We start from the raw sequence: 17,954 nt of genomic DNA on the forward strand, positions 1-17,954 counted from the left end.
GGAGCGGGGATCGGGGTCGGCCGGCTTCTCTGTCGGTCTGACCCGGCCGGGTACGGTCCACCGGCCCCGGTCATCGTAGCGACGACTTGTCGGTTCGTTCGCGCGGGGTCCATCGGTGTGATCAAACAGGCACGGACGGACTATCGCACGGGCCGGAATCGCCGCATTCCGGACGGATTCACGGCCCGGAGTGTCGCGCCGTGAGGGGTTCCGCGAGACGGAACGCCAGCCGGGCGCGGGCGAGCCGCCTGAGTTCCTCGGAGGCGACCACGCGTTCTTCCTCCGGTTCGTTGCCGAGACGTGACCGAATGCCTGCCAAAACCTGGTCCAGACGCTCCCCGGGCCTTACTCCGTCCAGGCTGATCACGAACGCGTGTCCGAAGCTGCTCTCGTAGGCCGCGTGGGCGGCCCGCAGCGCGGTCCGCGCCGCCGGCGGGGCGTCGGGGTGCGGGGCCGCCGAGGACTCGGCGGCCAGAGCCTGGTCGAGGTCGGCGCGGGACAGGTCGTACCCGGCCTCGTCGGCGGCGGCGAGCAGCGCCTCGACCGTGGGGTACGGGCGGTGCGCCGCCACCCGTTCGGCCCAGCGGAGGCTGTGGCAGCAGGAGAGGAGCAGGGCCTCGGCCTCGGCGGGCGGGGCGGCGTTGAAGCCGGCGAGGCCGCGGACCGAGGGTCCCTGGTTCTGGGCGGGTATGGCAGGCGTGTCCGTGGAGCCCGGCTTGCGGCAGGGGACGTGGGTGTCGCTGGTCAGCGTGGGCTCCGGTACTCCGGGACGGGCGGGGCGATCCGCGCCAGGGACGGGCGCGATGAGGCGGGTGTGACACAACGTTATCGACGGGACGAGGGAAGTGTCCGACGGATGCGCGATTTTCACCCGGAAGGGAGAGTTTCGGAACATGTGATGGACGGACGCGTTCCGCTCCGGGGCCGCCGTGTCCCCCGATTGGCCGGACCGCCCGAGGTGCGGGAGGATTCCGAATGATGCGGTACTCCATACGAGGGCCCCACAAGGGCCCCGCACTCCTGGCGACGGCGGTGGCACTGGCCACCGTGGCGGCCTGCTCCGGCGGATCACCGTCCGGCGCGGGCGCCTCCTCCTCCGGCACCGCCCCCGGCGCGTCCGCGAGCTCCGCGCCCACCAGCGCGGCGCCCAGCCCGACGCCCACGCCGACCCGTACGTATCCCCTCTCCACAGCGCCCCGCACGATCCCCGCGGTCCGCGACCACGAGGCCGCCCGCGGACCGGGCTGGAAGCCCGCCGCCCCCGCCGGGGTCGTCGTCGCGGCGAACAGCCCGGGCCTCGCCGACGAGGGCCGGCTCCTCGCCGGAGAACTCGGCATCCCCTACCGAGGCACCGCCGCCGCCGGCCCCGGGGACGTCGAGCTCGCCCTCGGCGGCACCGGTGCCCGCGAGTCGTACACCCTGACCGTGCGTGACGGCCGGGTCCGGATCACCGGACCCGACGAGGCCGGGGTCTTCTACGGCACCCGCACCCTCAAGCAGTCGGTCAAGGGGACCGGCGCGATGCCCGAGGGCGTGGTCACCGACGCCCCCGCGAAGCCCCAGCGCGGCCTGAACGTCGACATCGCCCGGAAGTTCTTCACCGCCGGCTGGATCGAGGACCGGCTCCGCGAGATGGCCGACCTCAAGCTCAACCAGTTCGGTCTGCACTTCTCCGACGACCAGGGCTTCCGGATCGCCTCGGACTCCCACCCCGAGATCGTCTCCGCGCAGCACCTCAGCAAGGCCGAGGTGCGCCGGATCCTCGCCCTCGCGCAGACCCTGCACATCACCGTGGTGCCCGAGATCGACTCGCCCGGGCACCTCGGCGCCGTCCTGCGCGCCCACCCCGACCTCCAGCTGCGCAACGTGCAGGGGGTCCCGCGGCAGGGCGCCATCGACATCTCGAAGCCGGCCTCCGCCGCGATCGTCGACGACCTGCTGCGCGAGTACTCCCAGCTCTTCCCCGGCGGCTGGTTCCACGTCGGCGCCGACGAGTACCAGGCGCTGACCGTCCGCAGCCCCTCCGCCTCGTACCCGCAGCTCGCCGCGGCCGCCCGGCAGAAGTACGGGGCCCAGGCCGGCGTCCAGGACCTCGCCGAGGGCTGGCTGAACGACCGGGCCGCCGTCGTGCGCACGGCCGGGAAGACCGCCAAGGCCTGGAACGACGGCTTCTTCCGCGGCGGCGTCGTCACAGCGGACCAGGGCATCGAGGTGGAGTACTGGACCGGCAAGGAGATCGGCGCCCGCCCGCCCGCGGAGTACCTGGCCGAGGGCCGCAAGGTCGTGAACCTGAACGACGAGTACCTCTACTACGTGCTCGGTGAGCCCAACGACTTCACGTACCCCACGGGCCGCCGCATCTACGAGCAGTGGACGCCCCGGGTACTGCGCGGCACGGCACCGGTCGCCGCCCGGTACGACGCGCAGATCCTGGGCGGCCGGTTCGCGGTCTGGTGCGACCTGGCCGGGGCCCAGACGCCGGCACAGGTGGCGAACGGCATCCGCATGCCGCTGACCGCGACGGCCCAGAAGCTGTGGGACGCGCGGACGCCGACCCTCACCTGGGACCAGTTCCGGACCCTGGCGCCGCAGGTGCGCGGCTGACCTGGGGTACGGCGTTCCGCTGGTGACCAGTGGCGGCCGGATCCACGACGGCGCACGGGCCCCCGGTGCGAAACGCCCGGTCGAGGCCTTCACCGGGAAGTCCCTCGGGCTGCGGCAGAACCCTAGGCAACGCCCGGGGGCCACTGGCATGATTCCGGCCGCGCAGTGACGAAAAAGCGTCGTTCGGCGCAGTAGGGGACGTACTGCGTCCGCAACGGGTGGCGAGGAGGCGTCGATGACGTCGGGGACGGGCCGGAACCTGCTGGAACTGATCGACGGGGCGGACGAGCGGGGCCTGGCCGCGGCCGGTCTCGCCTGCCTCGACCGCTGCCTGCCGCTGCTCGCCGGGGACCCCGGGGACGCCCTGCGCCCCGTGTGGGCCGCGGTCGCCCGCGGTGACGGCGAGGCCTGGGGCGAGGCCGTCGCGAAGGCCCGGGTCGCGCTGGACGCGGAGCCGGCCGTCGGCGCCGCCGCGGAGGAGGTGCGCGCCATGCTGGCCCACGCCCCGACGGACTGGACGGACGAGGCCCTACGCGGCTGGGCCGCCGCGTGCTCCCTCACCGCCCTCGCCCTGCACGGCCGCTACGACGCGGCCGAGGTGCCCACCGGGCTCGTCGAGCGCTGCCGGGCCGGCGACGCGGACGGCGCGGGCCCGCTGCTCGCGGGGGAGCTCCGCCGCCAGCAGGCCGTCCTCGACTCGGTGGCCCACGGCCCGACGGGTCTGCGCCGGGCCCGCGAGCTCTCCGTCGAGGGCGGCCGGGTGCTGCGCGCGGCCGTCTCCCGCCGCGCCCGCACCGCCTGAGGCCTCAGGCCTGTTCCTCCGGGGCGGGGGCCTGGACCACCAGGGACGCGACCGCCTCGGAGATCTCCCGCTCGGCCGTCGCCTTGTCGAGGCCGAGGCCGGTCAGGACGCCCGTGCCGTCCTCGTGCTCCAGGAGCGCGAGCAGGATGTGTTCGGTGCCGACGTAGTCGTGCCCGAGGCGCAGCGCCTCGCGGAACGTCAGCTCCAGGACCTTCTTCGCCGCCGCGTCGTACGGGACGAGGGTGGGCGGCTCGTCGACGGCGGGCGGCAGGGTCGCGGCGGCGGCCTCGCGGACCCGGTCGAGGGACACGCCCCGCGAGGTGATCCAGTGCGCCGCGAGCCCCTCGGGCTCGGCGAGCAGGCCGAGGGCCAGGTGGGCGGTGGTGATCTCGCCGTTGCCGACGGCCGTGGCCTCGTTCTGGGAGGCCATCACCACGTTCCGGGCGCGGGGGGTGAAGCGGTTGAACCCGGCGTTCGGGTCCGTCTTCTCCGCGTCCGGGTCCTTGGGGACGAAGCGCTTCTGGGCCGCCTGGCGGGTGACGCCCATGCTGCGTCCGATGTCGGTCCAGGAGGCGCCGGAGCGCCGGGCCTGGTCCACGAAGTGGCCGATGAGGTGGTCGGCGACGTCGCCGAGGTGGTCCGCGGCGATGACGGCCCCGGAGAGTTGCTCCAGCGCGTCGGGGTGGACCTTCTTGATCGCTTCGATGAGTTCGTCGAGACGGACGGGGACCTTCGGGGCGACTGGATTCGTCATGAGGCAACCCTAGGTTGACACCCTTCGAGTGTCAACGGCCAGTTGACAGTCGTGGGTGCCGTCCGAGGGAAAAGGGAGACGGCCGGGGTCGCCACCCCCCACAGGAGAGACCCCGGCCGTCGTCCACGGGGCCGCAGCACGGCTCCGTACTCCATTCAGCGCCGGGGGTGCGCTTTATGTCACACCGCGACCGCGCCGGAGTCGCCCCGGGCGCCACCGCCCGAAGGTTGCAAGTTGTACAAAGAGCCCGGACCGCGTGGACGCGGCGCCGCGCCACGACGTAGCGTGCAGTTGCGCGAGGCAGCGTGGCGGTGGTGACCAGCCGCGATGAAGCGACGACGCGACGACGAACAGGGTTTGGGGAGTGCTGGGGGACGACGCGGAGCTGACGGCCGCGGTGCTCGCTGCGCAGAACGGGGACGAGAACGCCTTCCGTACTGTGTATCGCGCCGTGCATCCACGGCTGCTCGGTTACATACGCACGCTGGTCGGCGACACCGAGGCGGAGGACGTCGCCTCGGAGGCCTGGCTGCAGATAGCCCGCGACCTCGACCGCTTCGACGGCGACGCCGACCGCTTCCGCGGCTGGGCCGCCCGGATCGCCCGCAACCGCGCCCTCGACCACGTCCGCATGCGCGGCCGCCGCCCGGCCGTCGGCGCGGACGAGACCGAACTCACCGAGAAGCCCGCCGCGTCCGACACCGCGGGCGAAGCCCTGGAGGCGCTGGCCACCGGCCACACCATGCAGCTGATCGCCCAGCTCCCGCAGGACCAGGCCGAGGCCGTCGTCCTCCGCGTCGTCGTCGGCCTCGACGCCAAGACCGCCGCCGACACCCTGGGCAAACGCCCCGGAGCCGTCCGCACGGCGGCCCACCGCGGCCTCAAGAAACTGGCCGAACTCCTCGGCGTCGACGGCGACACGGCCGGCCCCGACGAGGCCGGCGAGGCCGTCGTCCCCCTGGACGGCGTGCCTCCGCAACGCGGCCGCGTACCGGGGTCCGTGGCCCCCGGCGGTGTGACGCAATCGCGTCCGCGTACGCAGAAGGACATGTGATGGCCGACGAGCGGTACCAGTGGCTCGACCAGGAGACCGCGGAGCGGCTGCTCCGCGGCGAGCCGGTCGACGCCGTCGACGACCGTGCGCGCTCCCGGGCGGATCGCCTGGCCGAGGCCCTCGACGCCGCCCGCACCCCCGCCGCCCCGCCGGCCGCCCGCACCGAGCTCCCGGGCGAGGCCGCCGCGCTCGCCGCCTTCCGCGCCGCCCAGGCCGAGCGCGCCGCGTCCGGCGCGGCCGCCGGACCCGCCGCGGCCCGCACCGAGCACGCCGAACTCGGCCGGGTGCGGCTCGCCCCCGTGCCGGTCCGCCGCCCCCGCTGGGGACGCTCCCTCCGGTACGGCATCGCCGCCGCCGTCACCGCCGTCACCGTCGGAGGGGTCGCCGTCGCCGCCGGAACGGGTGTGCTGCCCATGGTGGGCCCCGCGCCCGCCAGCTCCATCACCGCCGGGGAGAGCGCCGACCCGCTCGTCTCCGAGGACCCGGGCATACGCGAGGACCCCGGGACGCCCACCACGGAACCCGACGGCGCCGACCCCACGCCCGACGCGTCGCCGACGGCCGGCACCACGACCACCCCGCCGCCCGGCGAGGCCACCGGCGGCCCCGGCACGGACACCCGCGGACCCGGCACCCCGGAACCCGGCCGCAGCACCGCCGGCACCGGCACGGACCCCGGCGGCCCGGACCGGGACCCGAGCGGTTCGGACGGCGGCGGCACCCTGAACGGCGGCACCGGCGGCGACCTGAGCGGCACCGGCTCCCGCGAGAAGATCATCAAGGCCTGCCGGGACTTCCGCTCCGGCAAGCTCGACGCCTCGGGCCGCAAGGGCCTCGCGGGCATCCTGCGCGACGGCGACACCCTGCGCCGCTACTGCGACCGCCTCCTCGGCACCGGCACCGACGGGCCCGGCGGCGGCGGCTCGGGCGGCTCGCGCGACGACTCCGACGACGACTCCAAGGGCGACGGGAACGACGACGGGCGCCACGGCGGCCGGGGCGACGGCCGGGGCGACGGCGGCTGGGGCGGCCGCGACACGAACCGCTCCGCGGCTCCCGACATCGCCGGACTCACCGCCTCCCTGCCCCTCGGAATCGGCGTCGACGCCCGCGTTCCGCTCCCGGTGTAACACTTCTGGACACCGCGGCGCAGTACTGAGTGAGCCGACTGGTCATCGGCCGCGCAGTGAGCCGGGGTTCCCCCCGTACCTACGGCTCCGCGCACATGGCGCGGGTGGGACACGTTCCCCCGGTCCCACCCGCGCCCTCTCCCTCTCCCCGCCGGGACGCCCCCGGACGCCCCGCCGGTTCACCAGTGGACGACGACCTTGTCGCCGACCTTCACCTGGTCGAACAGGGTCGTGAGCTTGGCCCGGTCCCGGACGTTGACGCAGCCGTGCGAGCCCCCGTTGTAGCCCCGGGCCGCGAAGTCCGAGGAGTAGTGCACCGCCTGGCCACGGCTGAAGTACATCGAGAGCGGCATCGGCGTGTGGTACAGCCGCGACCAGTCCTGCCGGACCTTCCGCTCCACGGTGAAGACGCCCTCGCGGGTCGGGGTGTTCTCCGAACCGAAGCGGACGTCCATCGACGAGACGACCTTGCCGTCGATCATCCAGGCCAGGGTCCGGCTCTCCTTGCTGATGCACAGCACCCGGCCGGTCGTGCACCGCGGATCGGGGGTGTCCAGTTCGTTGGTCGTCGAGGGCTTCAGCTCGTCGGCCGTCGGCTTCCGGCTCGCGCCGAGCAGCGCCTGCCAGGTCGTCCCGTCCACCGAACCCGTCCGGGGAAGGCCCTGCTTCCTCTGGAAGGCCTTGACCGATCCGGCCGTCATCGTCCCGTAGAAGCCGGTGGGCGCCCGGTCGAAGTGGTCGAGCTGCCGGAGCCGCGCCTGGAGCTCGCGGACCTGCTCGCTCTCGTCCCCGTCGCCCATCAGCACCTTCGTCCCCGGCGTCTCCGAGGACGCCGAGGGCGTCTCCGTCGGCGCGTCCGTGGCGCCGGACGGCGACGGCGCCTTGCCGTCCCCGGTGGGCGCGTCCGTCGGGGCGCCGCTCGCGGCCGGAGCCGAGGCCGAACCGGAGGGGCTCCCCGAGCCGCCTCCCGAGCCGGCCGCCTGGGCCGTGCAGCCGGCGGCGAGAGCCACCGCGGCCGCTGCCAGGACCGCTCTGCGTATGACGGAAGAAGACCGCTTCATCGTTGCCCCCCGGGACGTTGCGTGTGTACCTAGTGATGCGTCCCGCGCGTGTGCGGTTGCGCGCGAAGGTCACGATCCGCGCATGCTGTGGGGAAGGGGGAAGGACCACACGCATCGGGAGGCACAGCCAATGGCGCGCGAGTCGGAGTCGGGCCTGCCCATCGAGCCGGTCTACGGGCCGGAGGCCCTGGAGGGCTGGGACCCTGCGAAGCGCCTCGGCGAGCCGGGCGCCTACCCCTTCACCCGCGGGGTGTACCCGTCGATGTACACCGGCCGGCCCTGGACGATGCGCCAGTACGCCGGCTTCGGCACCGCCGCGGAGTCCAACGCCCGGTACAAGCAGCTCATCGCCAACGGCACCACGGGCCTGTCCGTCGCCTTCGACCTGCCGACGCAGATGGGCCACGACTCGGACGCCCCGATCGCCTCCGGCGAGGTCGGCAAGGTCGGGGTGGCCGTGGACTCGGTCGACGACATGCGGGTCCTGCTCGACGGCATCCCGCTGGACCAGGTCTCCACCTCGATGACGATCAACGCCCCCGCGGCCCTCCTGCTGCTCATGTACCAGCTGGTCGGCGAGGAGCAGGGCGTCCCCGCGGACCGGCTGACGGGCACGATCCAGAACGACGTGCTCAAGGAGTACATCGCCCGCGGCACGTACATCTTCCCGCCCAAGCCCTCCCTGCGGCTGATCGCGGACATCTTCCGGTACTGCCGGGCCGAGATCCCCAGGTGGAACACCATCTCGATCTCGGGCTACCACATGGCGGAGGCCGGCGCCTCGCCCGCGCAGGAGATCGCGTTCACCCTGGCCGACGGCATCGAGTACGTGCGGACCGCCGTCGCCGCCGGCATGGACGTGGACGACTTCGCGCCCCGGCTCTCCTTCTTCTTCGTGGCCCGCACGACGATCCTGGAGGAGGTCGCGAAGTTCCGGGCGGCCCGCAGGATCTGGGCCCGGCTCATGCGGGAGGAGTTCGGCGCGAGGAACCCCAAGTCCCTGATGCTCCGCTTCCACACCCAGACCGCGGGCGTCCAGCTGACCGCCCAGCAGCCCGAGGTCAACCTGGTCCGCGTCGCCGTGCAGGGCCTCGCCGCCGTGCTCGGCGGGACCCAGTCGCTGCACACCAACTCCTTCGACGAGGCGATCGCCCTCCCGACGGACAAGTCCGCCCGGCTGGCCCTGCGCACCCAGCAGGTCCTGGCGTACGAGACGGACGTGACCGCGACCGTGGACCCGTTCGCCGGCTCGTACGCCGTGGAGCGGATGACCGACGGCATCGAGGCCGCGATCCTGGAGCTGATGGCCCGGGTCGAGGACATGGGCGGTGCGGTCGGCGCGATCGAGCGCGGCTTCCAGAAGGGCGAGATCGAACGCTCGGCCTACCGCCTCGCGCAGGAGACCGACGGCGGGGAACGGGTCGTCGTCGGCGTGAACCGCTTCACGGTCGACGTCGAGGAACCGTACGAGCCGCTGCGCGTCGACCCGGCGATCGAGGCGCAGCAGGCCGGCCGGCTCGCCGCCCTGCGGGCCGGGCGCGACGGGGCGGCGGTGGACGCGGCCCTCGCCGCGCTGCGGAGGGCGGCCGCCGGGACGGACAACGTCCTCTATCCGATGAAGGAGGCCCTCAGGGCCCGCGCCACCGTCGGCGAGGTCTGCGACGCGCTGCGGCAGGTCTGGGGGACGTACGTCCCGGCCGACGCCTTCTGATCTTCCGCGATGCGAAACACCCGGGCGGGGATCCGTACGGACATGCGACACTCCGCTTCATGCTGGGTGTCACCGATCTTCCGACCTACCTCCTGGGCCTCGTCCTCATCATCCTCCTGCCGGGGCCGAACTCGCTGTACGTGCTGTCCGTCGCCGCCCGCAAGGGCACCCGGACCGGGTACAAGGCCGCCGCCGGCGTCTTCACCGGCGACGCGGTCCTGATGACGCTGGCCGCGCTCGGCGCGGCCTCCCTCCTCCAGACCACCCCCCTGCTCTTCATGATCGTGAAGTACGCGGGCGCGGGATACCTGGCGTGGATGGCGTACGGGATGCTGCGCTCGGCCCGCGAGATGTGGCGCTCGCGCGGACAGGCCGCCGAGCCGGCCGCCGACGGCACCGGCCAGGAGCAGGCCGGGCCGGGGGAGAACCCGTACCGCAGGGCCCTCGTCATCAGCCTCTTCAACCCGAAGGCGATCCTCTTCCTCATCTCCTTCTTCGTGCAGTTCGTGGACCCGGCGTACGCCTACCCGGCGCTGTCCTTCCTGGTCCTGGGCACGCTCCTGGAGATCGGCAGCTTCCTCTACCTCACGATGCTCATCTTCGGCGGCACCCGCCTCGCCGCCGCGTTCCGCCGCCGCCGACGCCTCTCGGCCGGCGCCACCTCGGCGGCGGGCGCCCTCTTCCTCGGCTTCGCCGCGAAGCTCTCGCTCAGCAGCGCCGCTTGACCCTCACACCGTGTGAGGCCGTTCCGTAGGGGTCGTCATGTTCAACATCGGAGACTTCGCCCGGCACGGGCGGGTGTCGGTCCGGATGCTGCGTCACTACGACGCCATCGGACTGCTGCGCCCGGCCCGGGTCGACCCGCACACGGGATACCGCTTCTACACGGCGGACCAGCTCGCCCTGCTCAACCGCGTCATCGCGCTCAAGGACCTCGGCTTCACGCTCGAACAGGTGAAGGCGATCCTCGACGAGCGGTTCGACGCGGAGGAGCTGAGGGGGATGCTGCGGCTGCGCCAGGCCGAGCTGGAGACGGCCCTGGCGGAGGCGCGGGCGCGGCTCGCCCAGGTCGGCGCGAGGCTCCGGGCCATCGAGAGTGAGGGACGCATGTCCAGCCAGGACGTCGTCGTCAAGAAGATCCCCGCCGTCCGGATCGGCGAACTGAGCGGGGTCGCCGCGAGCTTCGGCCCGCAGCACATCGGCCCGGTCATCGGGCCCCTGTACGAGGAGCTGTGCGGCCGCCTGGAGGCCGCCGGGGTCTCCGGGTTCGGCCCGGGGATCGCGTACTACGAGGATGCGGGCAGGGGTGACGGATCGGTCCTCGTGCACGCCGCCATGACCGTCCCCGAGGGGACGGCCGTGGAGGGCGTCGAGGTCCGCGTGCTGCCCGGGATCGAGGAGGCGGCGACCGTCGTCCACCGGGGCTCGATGGACACGGTCCTGCCGACCGCGCAGACCCTGGCCCGCTGGATCGAGGCCAACGGCTACCGGACGCGGCAGTACGCGCGCGAGCTGTACCTGGAGTGCCCCGAGGACCGCTCGCGGTGGGTGACGGAGCTCCAGGAGGCGATCGTCCGCGCCTGAGGCCGGACGTCCCGGCCGCGGTGCCCGCGGGCCCGGGTCCCCCGCACGGGGCCCGGGCCCGCCGCTCGTCGCGGGCGGCTCCGCCGGAGCCGCCCGGCCGCTACCTCCGCAGTGCCCTCCGCAGGCGCAGCGCGCGCCGTGCGAGCCGGCGGACCCGGGGGTGGCGGGGGAGCGGGATGCCGCCGGGCAGGTCGAGGACGGTGAGGCGGCGGCGGGTGAAGTGGTGCCGGGTGCGTTCGGCGAACGGCCCGGACAGATGCCGTACCGCCGGCTCCCGCAGCTCCGGCCGGATCTTCGGCTGCATCGCGAAGCCGACCGCGGCGACCAGGTCGTTCAGCGGGGCCGTGGCGATGGCGCCGCCGTCCTCGGGGCCGTCCTCCAGGGGCGGCACGACCGCGTCCACGACGGTCAGCGGGATGCGGTTGCTGTTCTGGAACGGGGTGAGCCGCTCAAGGAGGCCGCGTGTCCCGACCCGGGCGACGGGCAGTCCGTAGAAGGTGTGCGCGGTGAGCAGCGCCGTGGAGAAGCAGCCGACGACGAGGGCGGGCCGCAGCTCCCGGTAGAGCACCTCGGCGAGGACCGGCCGGTCCTCCACGGTCAGCTCGGCGCCGAGCGCGGCCGCCTCCTCGGTGAGCGCCTTCGACCAGGTGCCGGGGGCCGTCGGGTGCGGCTTGAAGACGAGGCGCCGGTGGCCCCGGGCGACCGCGCCCCGCACCATCCGCAGGTGCAGTTCCTCCTCCTCGGCCGGGGTGAGCAGGCCGAGCGCCGCGAGGTACTGGCCGAGGAGGAGCGCGGGCCCGTCCCCGGCGGCGGCCGGGGCGGCGGATCCGGCGAGTTCGTCGACGCAGCGGGTGAAGGCCTCCGTCGGCACGGCCTCGGGTACGGCCCCGAACTCGGCGAGCAGCAGCGGCGCGAGGCCGGGCACGAGGTCCAGGTGGAGGAGCCGGCCGACGCGTCCGCCGATCAGCGGGTCGATCTTGTTGCGGGTCGGTCCGTAGCTCATGAGGCCGTCGGCGTAGACGGTGACGGGGGCGTCGGGGAGCAGCTGGGCGAGGGCGAGGGCGGGGGTGACCTGGATCGATTCCAGGGCGAGTTCGACGCGGTCGTCGCCGAGGTCCCAGATCCGGCGCAGGTGGCGCTGGAGGAGCGGGAGGTCGGAGGGGCGGGGGGTCCAGCCGCCCGGGTGGAGCGGGGAGATCGTCTCGTTCCAGGAGAGGACGGAGTCGAAGCGGTGGCGGAGCCGTTCGAAGCCGTCGGCGTGGTCCAGCGGCGGGGTGGTCTCGGGCACGGCCGCGTTGTTGGTGACGAGCAGGATGCGGCGGTCGGCGGGGCCGAAGGCGCCGCTGTCGAGGGCGGCGGCGATCGTCACCGCGCCGTAGAGGGTGGAGGCGCAGAAGATCTGGGTGGTGCGGCGGGTGCTCACGCGGCGACCTCCGCGGCGGTGGTGCCGGGGGTGTCCGTGCCCGGTGCCGGGGGTGGTGCGGGGCGCCGTCGCCGGAGCCTGCGCAGCATGGTGGCGCGGTCGCCGCCCATCGCGGTGAGGGCCTCGTCGAGGACGTCCTGCGGCATGCGGCGCAGGGCTCCCGCGCTCATCGCCTTGAGCTGTCGGGCGACGTCGGGTTCGAAGCGTTCGATCGAGCCGATGTGGTGGGAGATCACCGCGCAATAGGTGCGGACGGCTTTCGGAAGGAGAAGTGCGGCGTCGGGGTCCGCGGCGGTCTCGTCGATCACCTGGTCGAATGCGCGGATGAAATCCAATTGCCTGGTGTCGCCGATCTGGGTGAGGGAGGTCGCCACTCCGCGCCGGTAGAAGACGCCGAGTTCCCCGATGGCGGCGAAGGAATCGGCCTCGCGGTGCAGGCGCCAGATCCACGGCCGGTCCTCGGCGGTCCGCAGTCCGTGGGTGAAGTGCAGGAGGCCGCGGTCGAGGAGCCGCCGGTGGTAGACGCCGGCCCAGGCGTACGGGTAGTCGACCGAGGTCGTCCGGTGCGCGGGCAGGATCGCGTCGCGGGGGTCGAGGACCTCGCCGCGGCGGGGGACCGGTGCGCGGCGGACGCTCCGGTTGCGGCCGGTGACGGAGACGTGGTCGGTGCGCAGGAAGTCGCAGCCGAGGTCCTCGGCGGCGGCGACCAGGCGGGCGTAGTAGCCGGGGGAGAGCCAGTCGTCCCCGTCGAGGAAGGTGAGGTACTCGCCGCGGGCGGCGTCGAGGCCGGTGTTCCGGGCGGTGGCGAGGCCGCCGTTCTGTTCGTGCCTGATGTGGACGGCGCCCGGGATCTCGCGCGCGGCCCGTTCGAGGATGTCCGGGGTCCCGTCCGACGAGCAGTCGTCGACCAGCAGGAACTCGAAGTCCTCCCGGGCGTTGGCCCGCAGGCTCGTGAGGGTGTCGGGGGCGTATGTCTGCACGTTGAAGAACGGCACGACGACGGAGAGCTTGACCACGCGGTCGACGCTAGGCGCCGTCCCGGCATTCCCACCGACCGTCGGGCGTCTCTTCGGTGAACACGGGGCGGCGGGCGAATTAACCACCTTTACCGGCAGGGAGATTCGGCCTCGATGCGGCCGGTTCGCGACCCGCTTCAACGCGAGGAGAGGCTCTGTTCACCGTTTGTTGCTTCTCAGTTGGGCCGGAAAGCGGAATGCCCTTCTAGCGTCCTCGGCGTGCCAGCAAGTACCAGAGAAGCGGTGCGGACAGCCGTACTCGCCGATTCCGACACCCGGTGGAAATGGGGCGCCCTCACGGCGCGCCGCATCAGCCCGGCGAGCGCCGAACCCGCCGGGTTCGTGCTGCGCGGACGGGCCACCCCCACCGCGCGCCAGCTCGCCGAGACGGGGGTGCCCACCACCGCCCCGCGCGAGGTGACGGGGGCGGAGTTCCTGCGTGCGGTCCGGGACGCGGAGGCGCGCGGGGAGGGGTACGACGTGGTCGTCCTCGCTCTGGTCGGCGGTACCGTGCGGGCGGTCCTCCAGGGTCTCGCCGATCTGGGGCTCGCGCGGCGTCCGGTGGTCGTCACCGGTTACGTCGGGGTCGTCTACGAGAAGCTGACCGACGGCCTGCTGCTGCGCCACGGTGCCGACGTGGTCCTCGCCAACTCCCGTCACGACGCGGAGCGTTTCCGCGCGGTGTACGAGGGGGTGGGAGCCGGGGCCGGCTCGGTCGTCGAGGCGGCGCTGCCCTTCCTGGGCGGCGCCCCGCACACCCCGGAGGCGGGCCGGGACACCCTGGTGTTCGCCGCCCAGCCGTCCGTGCCGGCCACCCGGGCCGAACGCGCCTACGTCCTGCGGCGGCTGATCGGGCACGCCCGGCTCCACCCGGGGCGCGAGGTGCTCCTCAAGCTCCGCTCCAAGCCGGGCGAGCACACCACGCACCTGGAGGAGTACCCGTTCCAGAAGCTGGTCCGCGAGCTCGACCCGCCGGACAACTTCTCGCTGGTGTACGGGCACATGGGCGAGGTCCTCGACCGCACCGACCTGCTGGTGACCGTCTCGTCGACGGCCGCCCTGGAGGCCCTCCACCGGCGCATCCCCACCGCGATCCTCACCGACCTCGGGGTCCGCGAGGTGCTCGGCAACCACCACTTCGTCGGCTCCGGCCTGCTGGCCTCCTTCGACCGGCTCGACAAGGGGCTCGTGCCGACGCCCGACGAGCACTGGCTGGCCCGGCAGGGCGTCGCGTCCGACGGCTCGTACGAGGCGGCCTTCGACGCCGCCCGGGACCGGGTCGCCGCACTCCTGGCGCTGCCCGCGCTCCCCCCGATCACCCCCTACTACACGACGGAGACGGCCCCCGGCTACCTGCCCGGGATCCTCGCCCGCCACCGCCTGGACACCACCGCCCCGGAGCGCCGCGAGAGCGGTCTGCGCAGGGTCGTCCGGGAGGCCGCGCGGGGCGCGTACCGCCACGGCGTGCAGCGCGTCGCCCCCGTCATCCGCCGTCTGGGAGAACTCTGATGACCACCACCGTGCTCGCCGTGATCCCCGCGAGGGGCGGTTCGAAGGGCGTGCCCGCCAAGAACCTCGCCCCGGTGGCCGGGGTGCCGCTGGTGGCCCGGGCCGTCCGGGCCTGTCTGGGCGCCCGCGCCGTCACCCACGTCGTGGTCTCCACCGACGACGCCGGCATCGCCGCCGCAGCCCGCTCCGCGGGGGCCGAGGCCGTGCGGCGCCCGGCGGAGATCGCCGGCGACACCGCGACCAGCGAGGCCGCGGTCCTGCACGCCATGGACGCCTTCGAGGCCACCCACGGCCGATCCGCCGACGTGGTCCTCCTCGTCCAGTGCACCAGCCCGTTCCTCGGCTCGGCGGAGGTCACCGAGACCGTCGAGCGGATCACCTCCGGGGCGGCCGACACGGCCTTCACCGCCGCCCCGTCGCACGGCTTCCTCTGGCGCGAGACGGTCGAGGAGGGCGCCACCGGCGTCAACCACGACAAGGCGCACCGCCCCCGCCGCCAGGACCGGGAGCCCGAGTACCTGGAGACCGGCGCCGTCTACGCGATGGACGCGGCCGGCTTCCGCACCCACCGGCACCGCTTCTTCGGCCGCACGGCGCTCGTCGTCACCGACCCCGCCCGGGTCCTGGAGATCGACGACCCGCACGACCTGGCCCGGGCCCGCGCCCTCGCCCCGCTGCTGGACACCCCGGCGACCCCCGGCTTCGGGGACATCGACGCCGTCGTCCTCGACTTCGACGGCACGCAGACCGACGACCGGGTCCACCTGGACGCGGAGGGGCGGGAGTTCGTCTCCGCGCACCGCGGCGACGGCCTGGGCATCGCCGCCCTGCGCCGCGCCGGACTGCCCGTCCTCATCCTCTCCACCGAGCAGAACGCCGTCGTCGCCGCCCGCGCCCGCAAGCTCAAGATCCCCGTCCTGCACGGCATCGACCGCAAGGACCGGGCCCTCAAGGAGTGGTGCGCGGCCGAGGGCATCGACCCGCAGCGCGTGCTCTACGCCGGAAACGACGTCAACGACCTTCCCTGCTTCCATCTCGTCGGCTGGCCCGTCGCGGTGAGCAGCGCGCACGACTCCGTACGGGCCGCGGCCCGCGCGGTCACCGTCACCCCGGGCGGCTCGGGGGCGATCCGTGAGATCGCCGCCTGGCTCCTCGGACCCGAGCTCGACACCCCCCGACCGTAAGGAACAGCACCATGAACACCCGTATCCGCACCCTCGGCGACAAGACCGCCGGCCCGGGCCACTCCGTCTACATCACGGGCGAGATCGGCATCAACCACAACGGTGACCTCGACAACGCGTTCGCGCTGATCGACGTGGCGGCCGAGGCCGGCTGCGACGCCGTCAAGTTCCAGAAGCGCACCCCCGAGATCTGCACCCCGCGCGACCAGTGGGACATCGAGCGCGACACCCCCTGGGGCCGGATGACGTACATCGACTACCGCCACCGCGTGGAGTTCGACGAGACGCAGTACCGCGCCATCGACGAGCACTGCAGGAAGCGCGGCATCGACTGGTTCGCCTCCCCGTGGGACACCGAGGCCGTCGCCTTCCTGGAGAAGTTCGACGTGCCGGCCCACAAGGTGGCCTCCGCCTCCCTCACCGACGACGAGCTGCTGCGCGCGCTGCGCGGCACCGGCCGCACGGTCATCCTCTCCACCGGCATGTCGACGCCGGAGCAGATCCGTCACGCCGTCGAGGTCCTCGGCAGCGCGAACATCCTGCTCTGCCACGCCACCTCGACGTACCCGGCCAAGGCGGAGGAGCTCAACCTGCGCGTCATCCAGACGCTCCAGGAGGAGTACCCGAACGTCCCGATCGGCTACTCGGGCCACGAGACCGGCCTCCAGACGACGCTGGCCGCCGTCGCGCTCGGCGCCACCTTCGTGGAGCGCCACATCACCCTCGACCGCGCGATGTGGGGCTCCGACCAGGCCGCCTCCGTCGAGCCGCAGGGCCTGCAGCGCCTGGTCCGCGACATCCGCACCATCGAGACGGCCCTCGGCGACGGCGTCAAGAAGGTCTACGAGTCGGAGCTCGGCCCGATGAAGAAGCTCCGCCGGGTCCAGGGGCTCGTCGCCGCATGACCGGGCAGCTGGCGTTCGTCGAGAGCCCGGTCCAGCTCCTCAACGTCCTGGAGTGGGCGCACACCCGGGGCGGCGCCGCGGGTGCGCCCGCCGGCCCGCACGGCCCGGCGGACCCGGCGGCGCCCGGTCCCGCCGGCACCGACGCGTCCGGCCGGGAGTCCCGCTCGACGGACGCCGCCCCGGGTGCGGCACCGCCCGCACCCGATCTGACGGTCGTCGTCCTCTCGCCGACCGACCCCATGTCGCGGGGCCAGCTGCGCCGGATGGCCCAGCTGGCCCGCGACGAGGGCCTCACCGTCCACTGGCAGGAGGCCCGCGGCGGCCGGGGCGCCCTGGTCCGCACGCTGCGCGAGCTCGCCCGGCCGCTGCGCTCGGCGGAGCGGGTGATCATCGGGGATCCGTTCTCCCGGTACGTCCAGCTCCTCCTGACCCTCTTCGGTCCGCGGCACCTGACGGTGGTCGACGACGGCACCGCGACCATGGAGTACGCCGCCCAGGTCGGCCGCGGCGAGCGGCTGGTGCGCTGGCACCGCAGGAGCCGCGCCCTGGACCCGCGCGAGCTGGCGCTCGCCCCGGTGTCCCTGCTGGCGAGGAAGCGGCTGGCCCCGACGCCGGGCCGCACGGTCGAGATCTTCACCTCGCTGCCGGTCGAGGCGCCCGAGGGCATCACGGTGACGGAGAACTCCTACGCGTGGACCCGGGCGCGGTTCGGCCCGCCGCTGCTCACCGGAGGCGCGGACCTGGTGGGGACCTCGCTGGTGGAGACGGGGGTGGTCGACGCCGACCACTACGACCGGGTGGTGGCGGAGCTGGCCCGGGCCCACGGGGCCACCCGCTACTTCGCGCACCGCAGGGAGAGCGCCGAGAAGCTGCACCGGATCGCGGTGGAGACGGGCCTGCAGGTGGTCCGCCCGGAGCTGCCCCTGGAGCTGATCGCCCGCCGCGGCCCGATCGGGCGGACGGTGGTCAGCTTCCCGTCCACGGTGGTCCACACGCTGCCGCTGGCCCTGGCCGGCACCGGGGTGAGGGTCGCGGTCTGCGAGATCGCGCCCGAGTGGCTGCGGGCGACCGCCTCCCCGCGGGCGCAGGGCTTCCTGTCCGGGGTGACGGGCACGGCGGCCCACGAGGTGGACCGGCTGACCTCGCGGTCCGCGAATGCGACCGATCGGCTCGAATTCGGCTGAGCGTACCCATACGGGAGGGGCTTCAAGCCTGCC

16 protein-coding genes are annotated in these 17,954 nt (G+C 73.8%); 11 read left to right on the forward strand and 5 right to left on the reverse strand.

Annotated elements, in window-relative coordinates; genetic code table 11:
* Positions 1-178: 178 nt before the first annotated feature.
* The gene (locus ACF09E_RS27255; protein WP_392208116.1) at positions 179-748 is read right to left on the reverse strand and encodes a 2-oxo-4-hydroxy-4-carboxy-5-ureidoimidazoline decarboxylase; all 570 of its coding nucleotides are present in this window, start codon (positions 746-748) and stop codon (positions 179-181) included.
* Between the two features lie 227 nt (positions 749-975).
* Between ACF09E_RS27255 and ACF09E_RS27260 the strand changes: the two genes are divergently transcribed.
* Both ACF09E_RS27260 and ACF09E_RS27265 read left to right on the forward strand, forming a co-directional pair.
* Complete coding sequence (locus tag ACF09E_RS27260) at positions 976-2,604, forward strand: glycoside hydrolase family 20 protein (RefSeq protein ID WP_392207817.1); 1,629 nt, start codon at positions 976-978, stop codon at positions 2,602-2,604.
* Positions 2,605-2,839: 235 nt separating this feature from the next.
* A complete protein-coding gene (locus tag ACF09E_RS27265; protein ID WP_392207819.1) occupies positions 2,840-3,406 on the forward strand; it encodes a hypothetical protein in 567 nt (188 codons plus the stop codon).
* A 4-nt stretch (positions 3,407-3,410) separates the two neighbouring features.
* Here the strand turns inward: ACF09E_RS27265 and ACF09E_RS27270 are convergent, their stop codons facing one another.
* Positions 3,411-4,160 carry a Clp protease N-terminal domain-containing protein gene (locus ACF09E_RS27270; RefSeq protein ID WP_392207821.1) on the reverse strand — a complete coding sequence of 250 codons (750 nt, stop codon included), beginning with the start codon at positions 4,158-4,160 and terminating at the stop codon, positions 3,411-3,413.
* A gap of 364 nt (positions 4,161-4,524) precedes the next feature.
* Here ACF09E_RS27270 and ACF09E_RS27275 point away from each other — a divergent pair, with 364 nt between their 5' ends.
* Both ACF09E_RS27275 and ACF09E_RS27280 read left to right on the forward strand, forming a co-directional pair.
* Positions 4,525-5,214 carry an RNA polymerase sigma factor gene (locus tag ACF09E_RS27275; RefSeq protein ID WP_392207823.1) on the forward strand — a complete coding sequence of 230 codons (690 nt, stop codon included), beginning with the start codon at positions 4,525-4,527 and terminating at the stop codon, positions 5,212-5,214.
* Positions 5,214-6,344, forward strand: coding sequence for a hypothetical protein (locus tag ACF09E_RS27280; RefSeq protein ID WP_392207825.1), 1,131 nt, complete (start codon positions 5,214-5,216; stop codon positions 6,342-6,344). Before ACF09E_RS27275 ends, ACF09E_RS27280 begins: the two co-directional genes overlap by 1 nt.
* Before the next feature lie 179 nt (positions 6,345-6,523).
* Here ACF09E_RS27280 and ACF09E_RS27285 read toward each other — a convergent pair whose 3' ends face one another.
* Positions 6,524-7,405: a L,D-transpeptidase family protein gene (locus tag ACF09E_RS27285; protein ID WP_392207827.1), complete on the reverse strand. Its 882-nt coding sequence runs from the start codon at positions 7,403-7,405 to the stop codon at positions 6,524-6,526.
* A gap of 130 nt (positions 7,406-7,535) precedes the next feature.
* On the opposite strand from ACF09E_RS27285, the gene ACF09E_RS27290 reads away from it, so the two are divergent.
* The 3 genes from ACF09E_RS27290 to ACF09E_RS27300 are packed head-to-tail and all read left to right on the forward strand — an operon-like array spanning position 7,536 to position 10,700.
* Positions 7,536-9,116, forward strand: a complete 1,581-nt coding sequence (locus tag ACF09E_RS27290; RefSeq protein WP_392207829.1) for a methylmalonyl-CoA mutase — start codon at positions 7,536-7,538, stop codon at positions 9,114-9,116.
* A gap of 59 nt (positions 9,117-9,175) precedes the next feature.
* Positions 9,176-9,841 (forward strand): leucine efflux protein LeuE, encoded by a 666-nt coding sequence (leuE, locus tag ACF09E_RS27295; protein WP_388792889.1) that lies wholly within the window; start codon positions 9,176-9,178, stop codon positions 9,839-9,841.
* A 37-nt stretch (positions 9,842-9,878) separates the two neighbouring features.
* Positions 9,879-10,700 carry a MerR family transcriptional regulator gene (locus ACF09E_RS27300; RefSeq protein ID WP_392207831.1) on the forward strand — a complete coding sequence of 274 codons (822 nt, stop codon included), beginning with the start codon at positions 9,879-9,881 and terminating at the stop codon, positions 10,698-10,700.
* A gap of 100 nt (positions 10,701-10,800) precedes the next feature.
* On the opposite strand, the gene ACF09E_RS27305 is transcribed toward ACF09E_RS27300, so the two are convergent.
* Positions 10,801-12,123, reverse strand: a complete 1,323-nt coding sequence (locus tag ACF09E_RS27305; protein ID WP_392207833.1) for an alpha-2,8-polysialyltransferase family protein — start codon at positions 12,121-12,123, stop codon at positions 10,801-10,803.
* Positions 12,120-13,139 carry a glycosyltransferase family 2 protein gene (locus ACF09E_RS27310; protein ID WP_392207834.1) on the reverse strand — a complete coding sequence of 340 codons (1,020 nt, stop codon included), beginning with the start codon at positions 13,137-13,139 and terminating at the stop codon, positions 12,120-12,122. The genes ACF09E_RS27305 and ACF09E_RS27310 overlap by 4 nt, the downstream gene beginning before the upstream one ends.
* Before the next feature lie 219 nt (positions 13,140-13,358).
* Here ACF09E_RS27310 and ACF09E_RS27315 point away from each other — a divergent pair, with 219 nt between their 5' ends.
* From ACF09E_RS27315 to ACF09E_RS27330, 4 genes are read left to right on the forward strand one after another with little or no spacing between them, the layout of a single operon-like run.
* The gene (locus tag ACF09E_RS27315; protein WP_392207836.1) at positions 13,359-14,648 is read left to right on the forward strand and encodes a DUF6716 putative glycosyltransferase; all 1,290 of its coding nucleotides are present in this window, start codon (positions 13,359-13,361) and stop codon (positions 14,646-14,648) included.
* Positions 14,648-15,832 carry a cytidylyltransferase domain-containing protein gene (locus tag ACF09E_RS27320; RefSeq protein ID WP_392207838.1) on the forward strand — a complete coding sequence of 395 codons (1,185 nt, stop codon included), beginning with the start codon at positions 14,648-14,650 and terminating at the stop codon, positions 15,830-15,832. Before ACF09E_RS27315 ends, ACF09E_RS27320 begins: the two co-directional genes overlap by 1 nt.
* Positions 15,833-15,843: 11 nt before the next feature.
* Complete coding sequence (locus ACF09E_RS27325) at positions 15,844-16,737, forward strand: N-acetylneuraminate synthase family protein (RefSeq protein ID WP_392207840.1); 894 nt, start codon at positions 15,844-15,846, stop codon at positions 16,735-16,737.
* Positions 16,734-17,921 (forward strand): hypothetical protein, encoded by a 1,188-nt coding sequence (locus tag ACF09E_RS27330; RefSeq protein ID WP_392207842.1) that lies wholly within the window; start codon positions 16,734-16,736, stop codon positions 17,919-17,921. The genes ACF09E_RS27325 and ACF09E_RS27330 overlap by 4 nt, the downstream gene beginning before the upstream one ends.
* The last annotated feature ends 33 nt before the right edge of the window (positions 17,922-17,954 follow it).

Origin of the sequence: Streptomyces sp. NPDC014891, from assembly GCF_043081085.1 — a bacterium.
Lineage (GTDB): Bacteria > Actinomycetota > Actinomycetes > Streptomycetales > Streptomycetaceae > Streptomyces.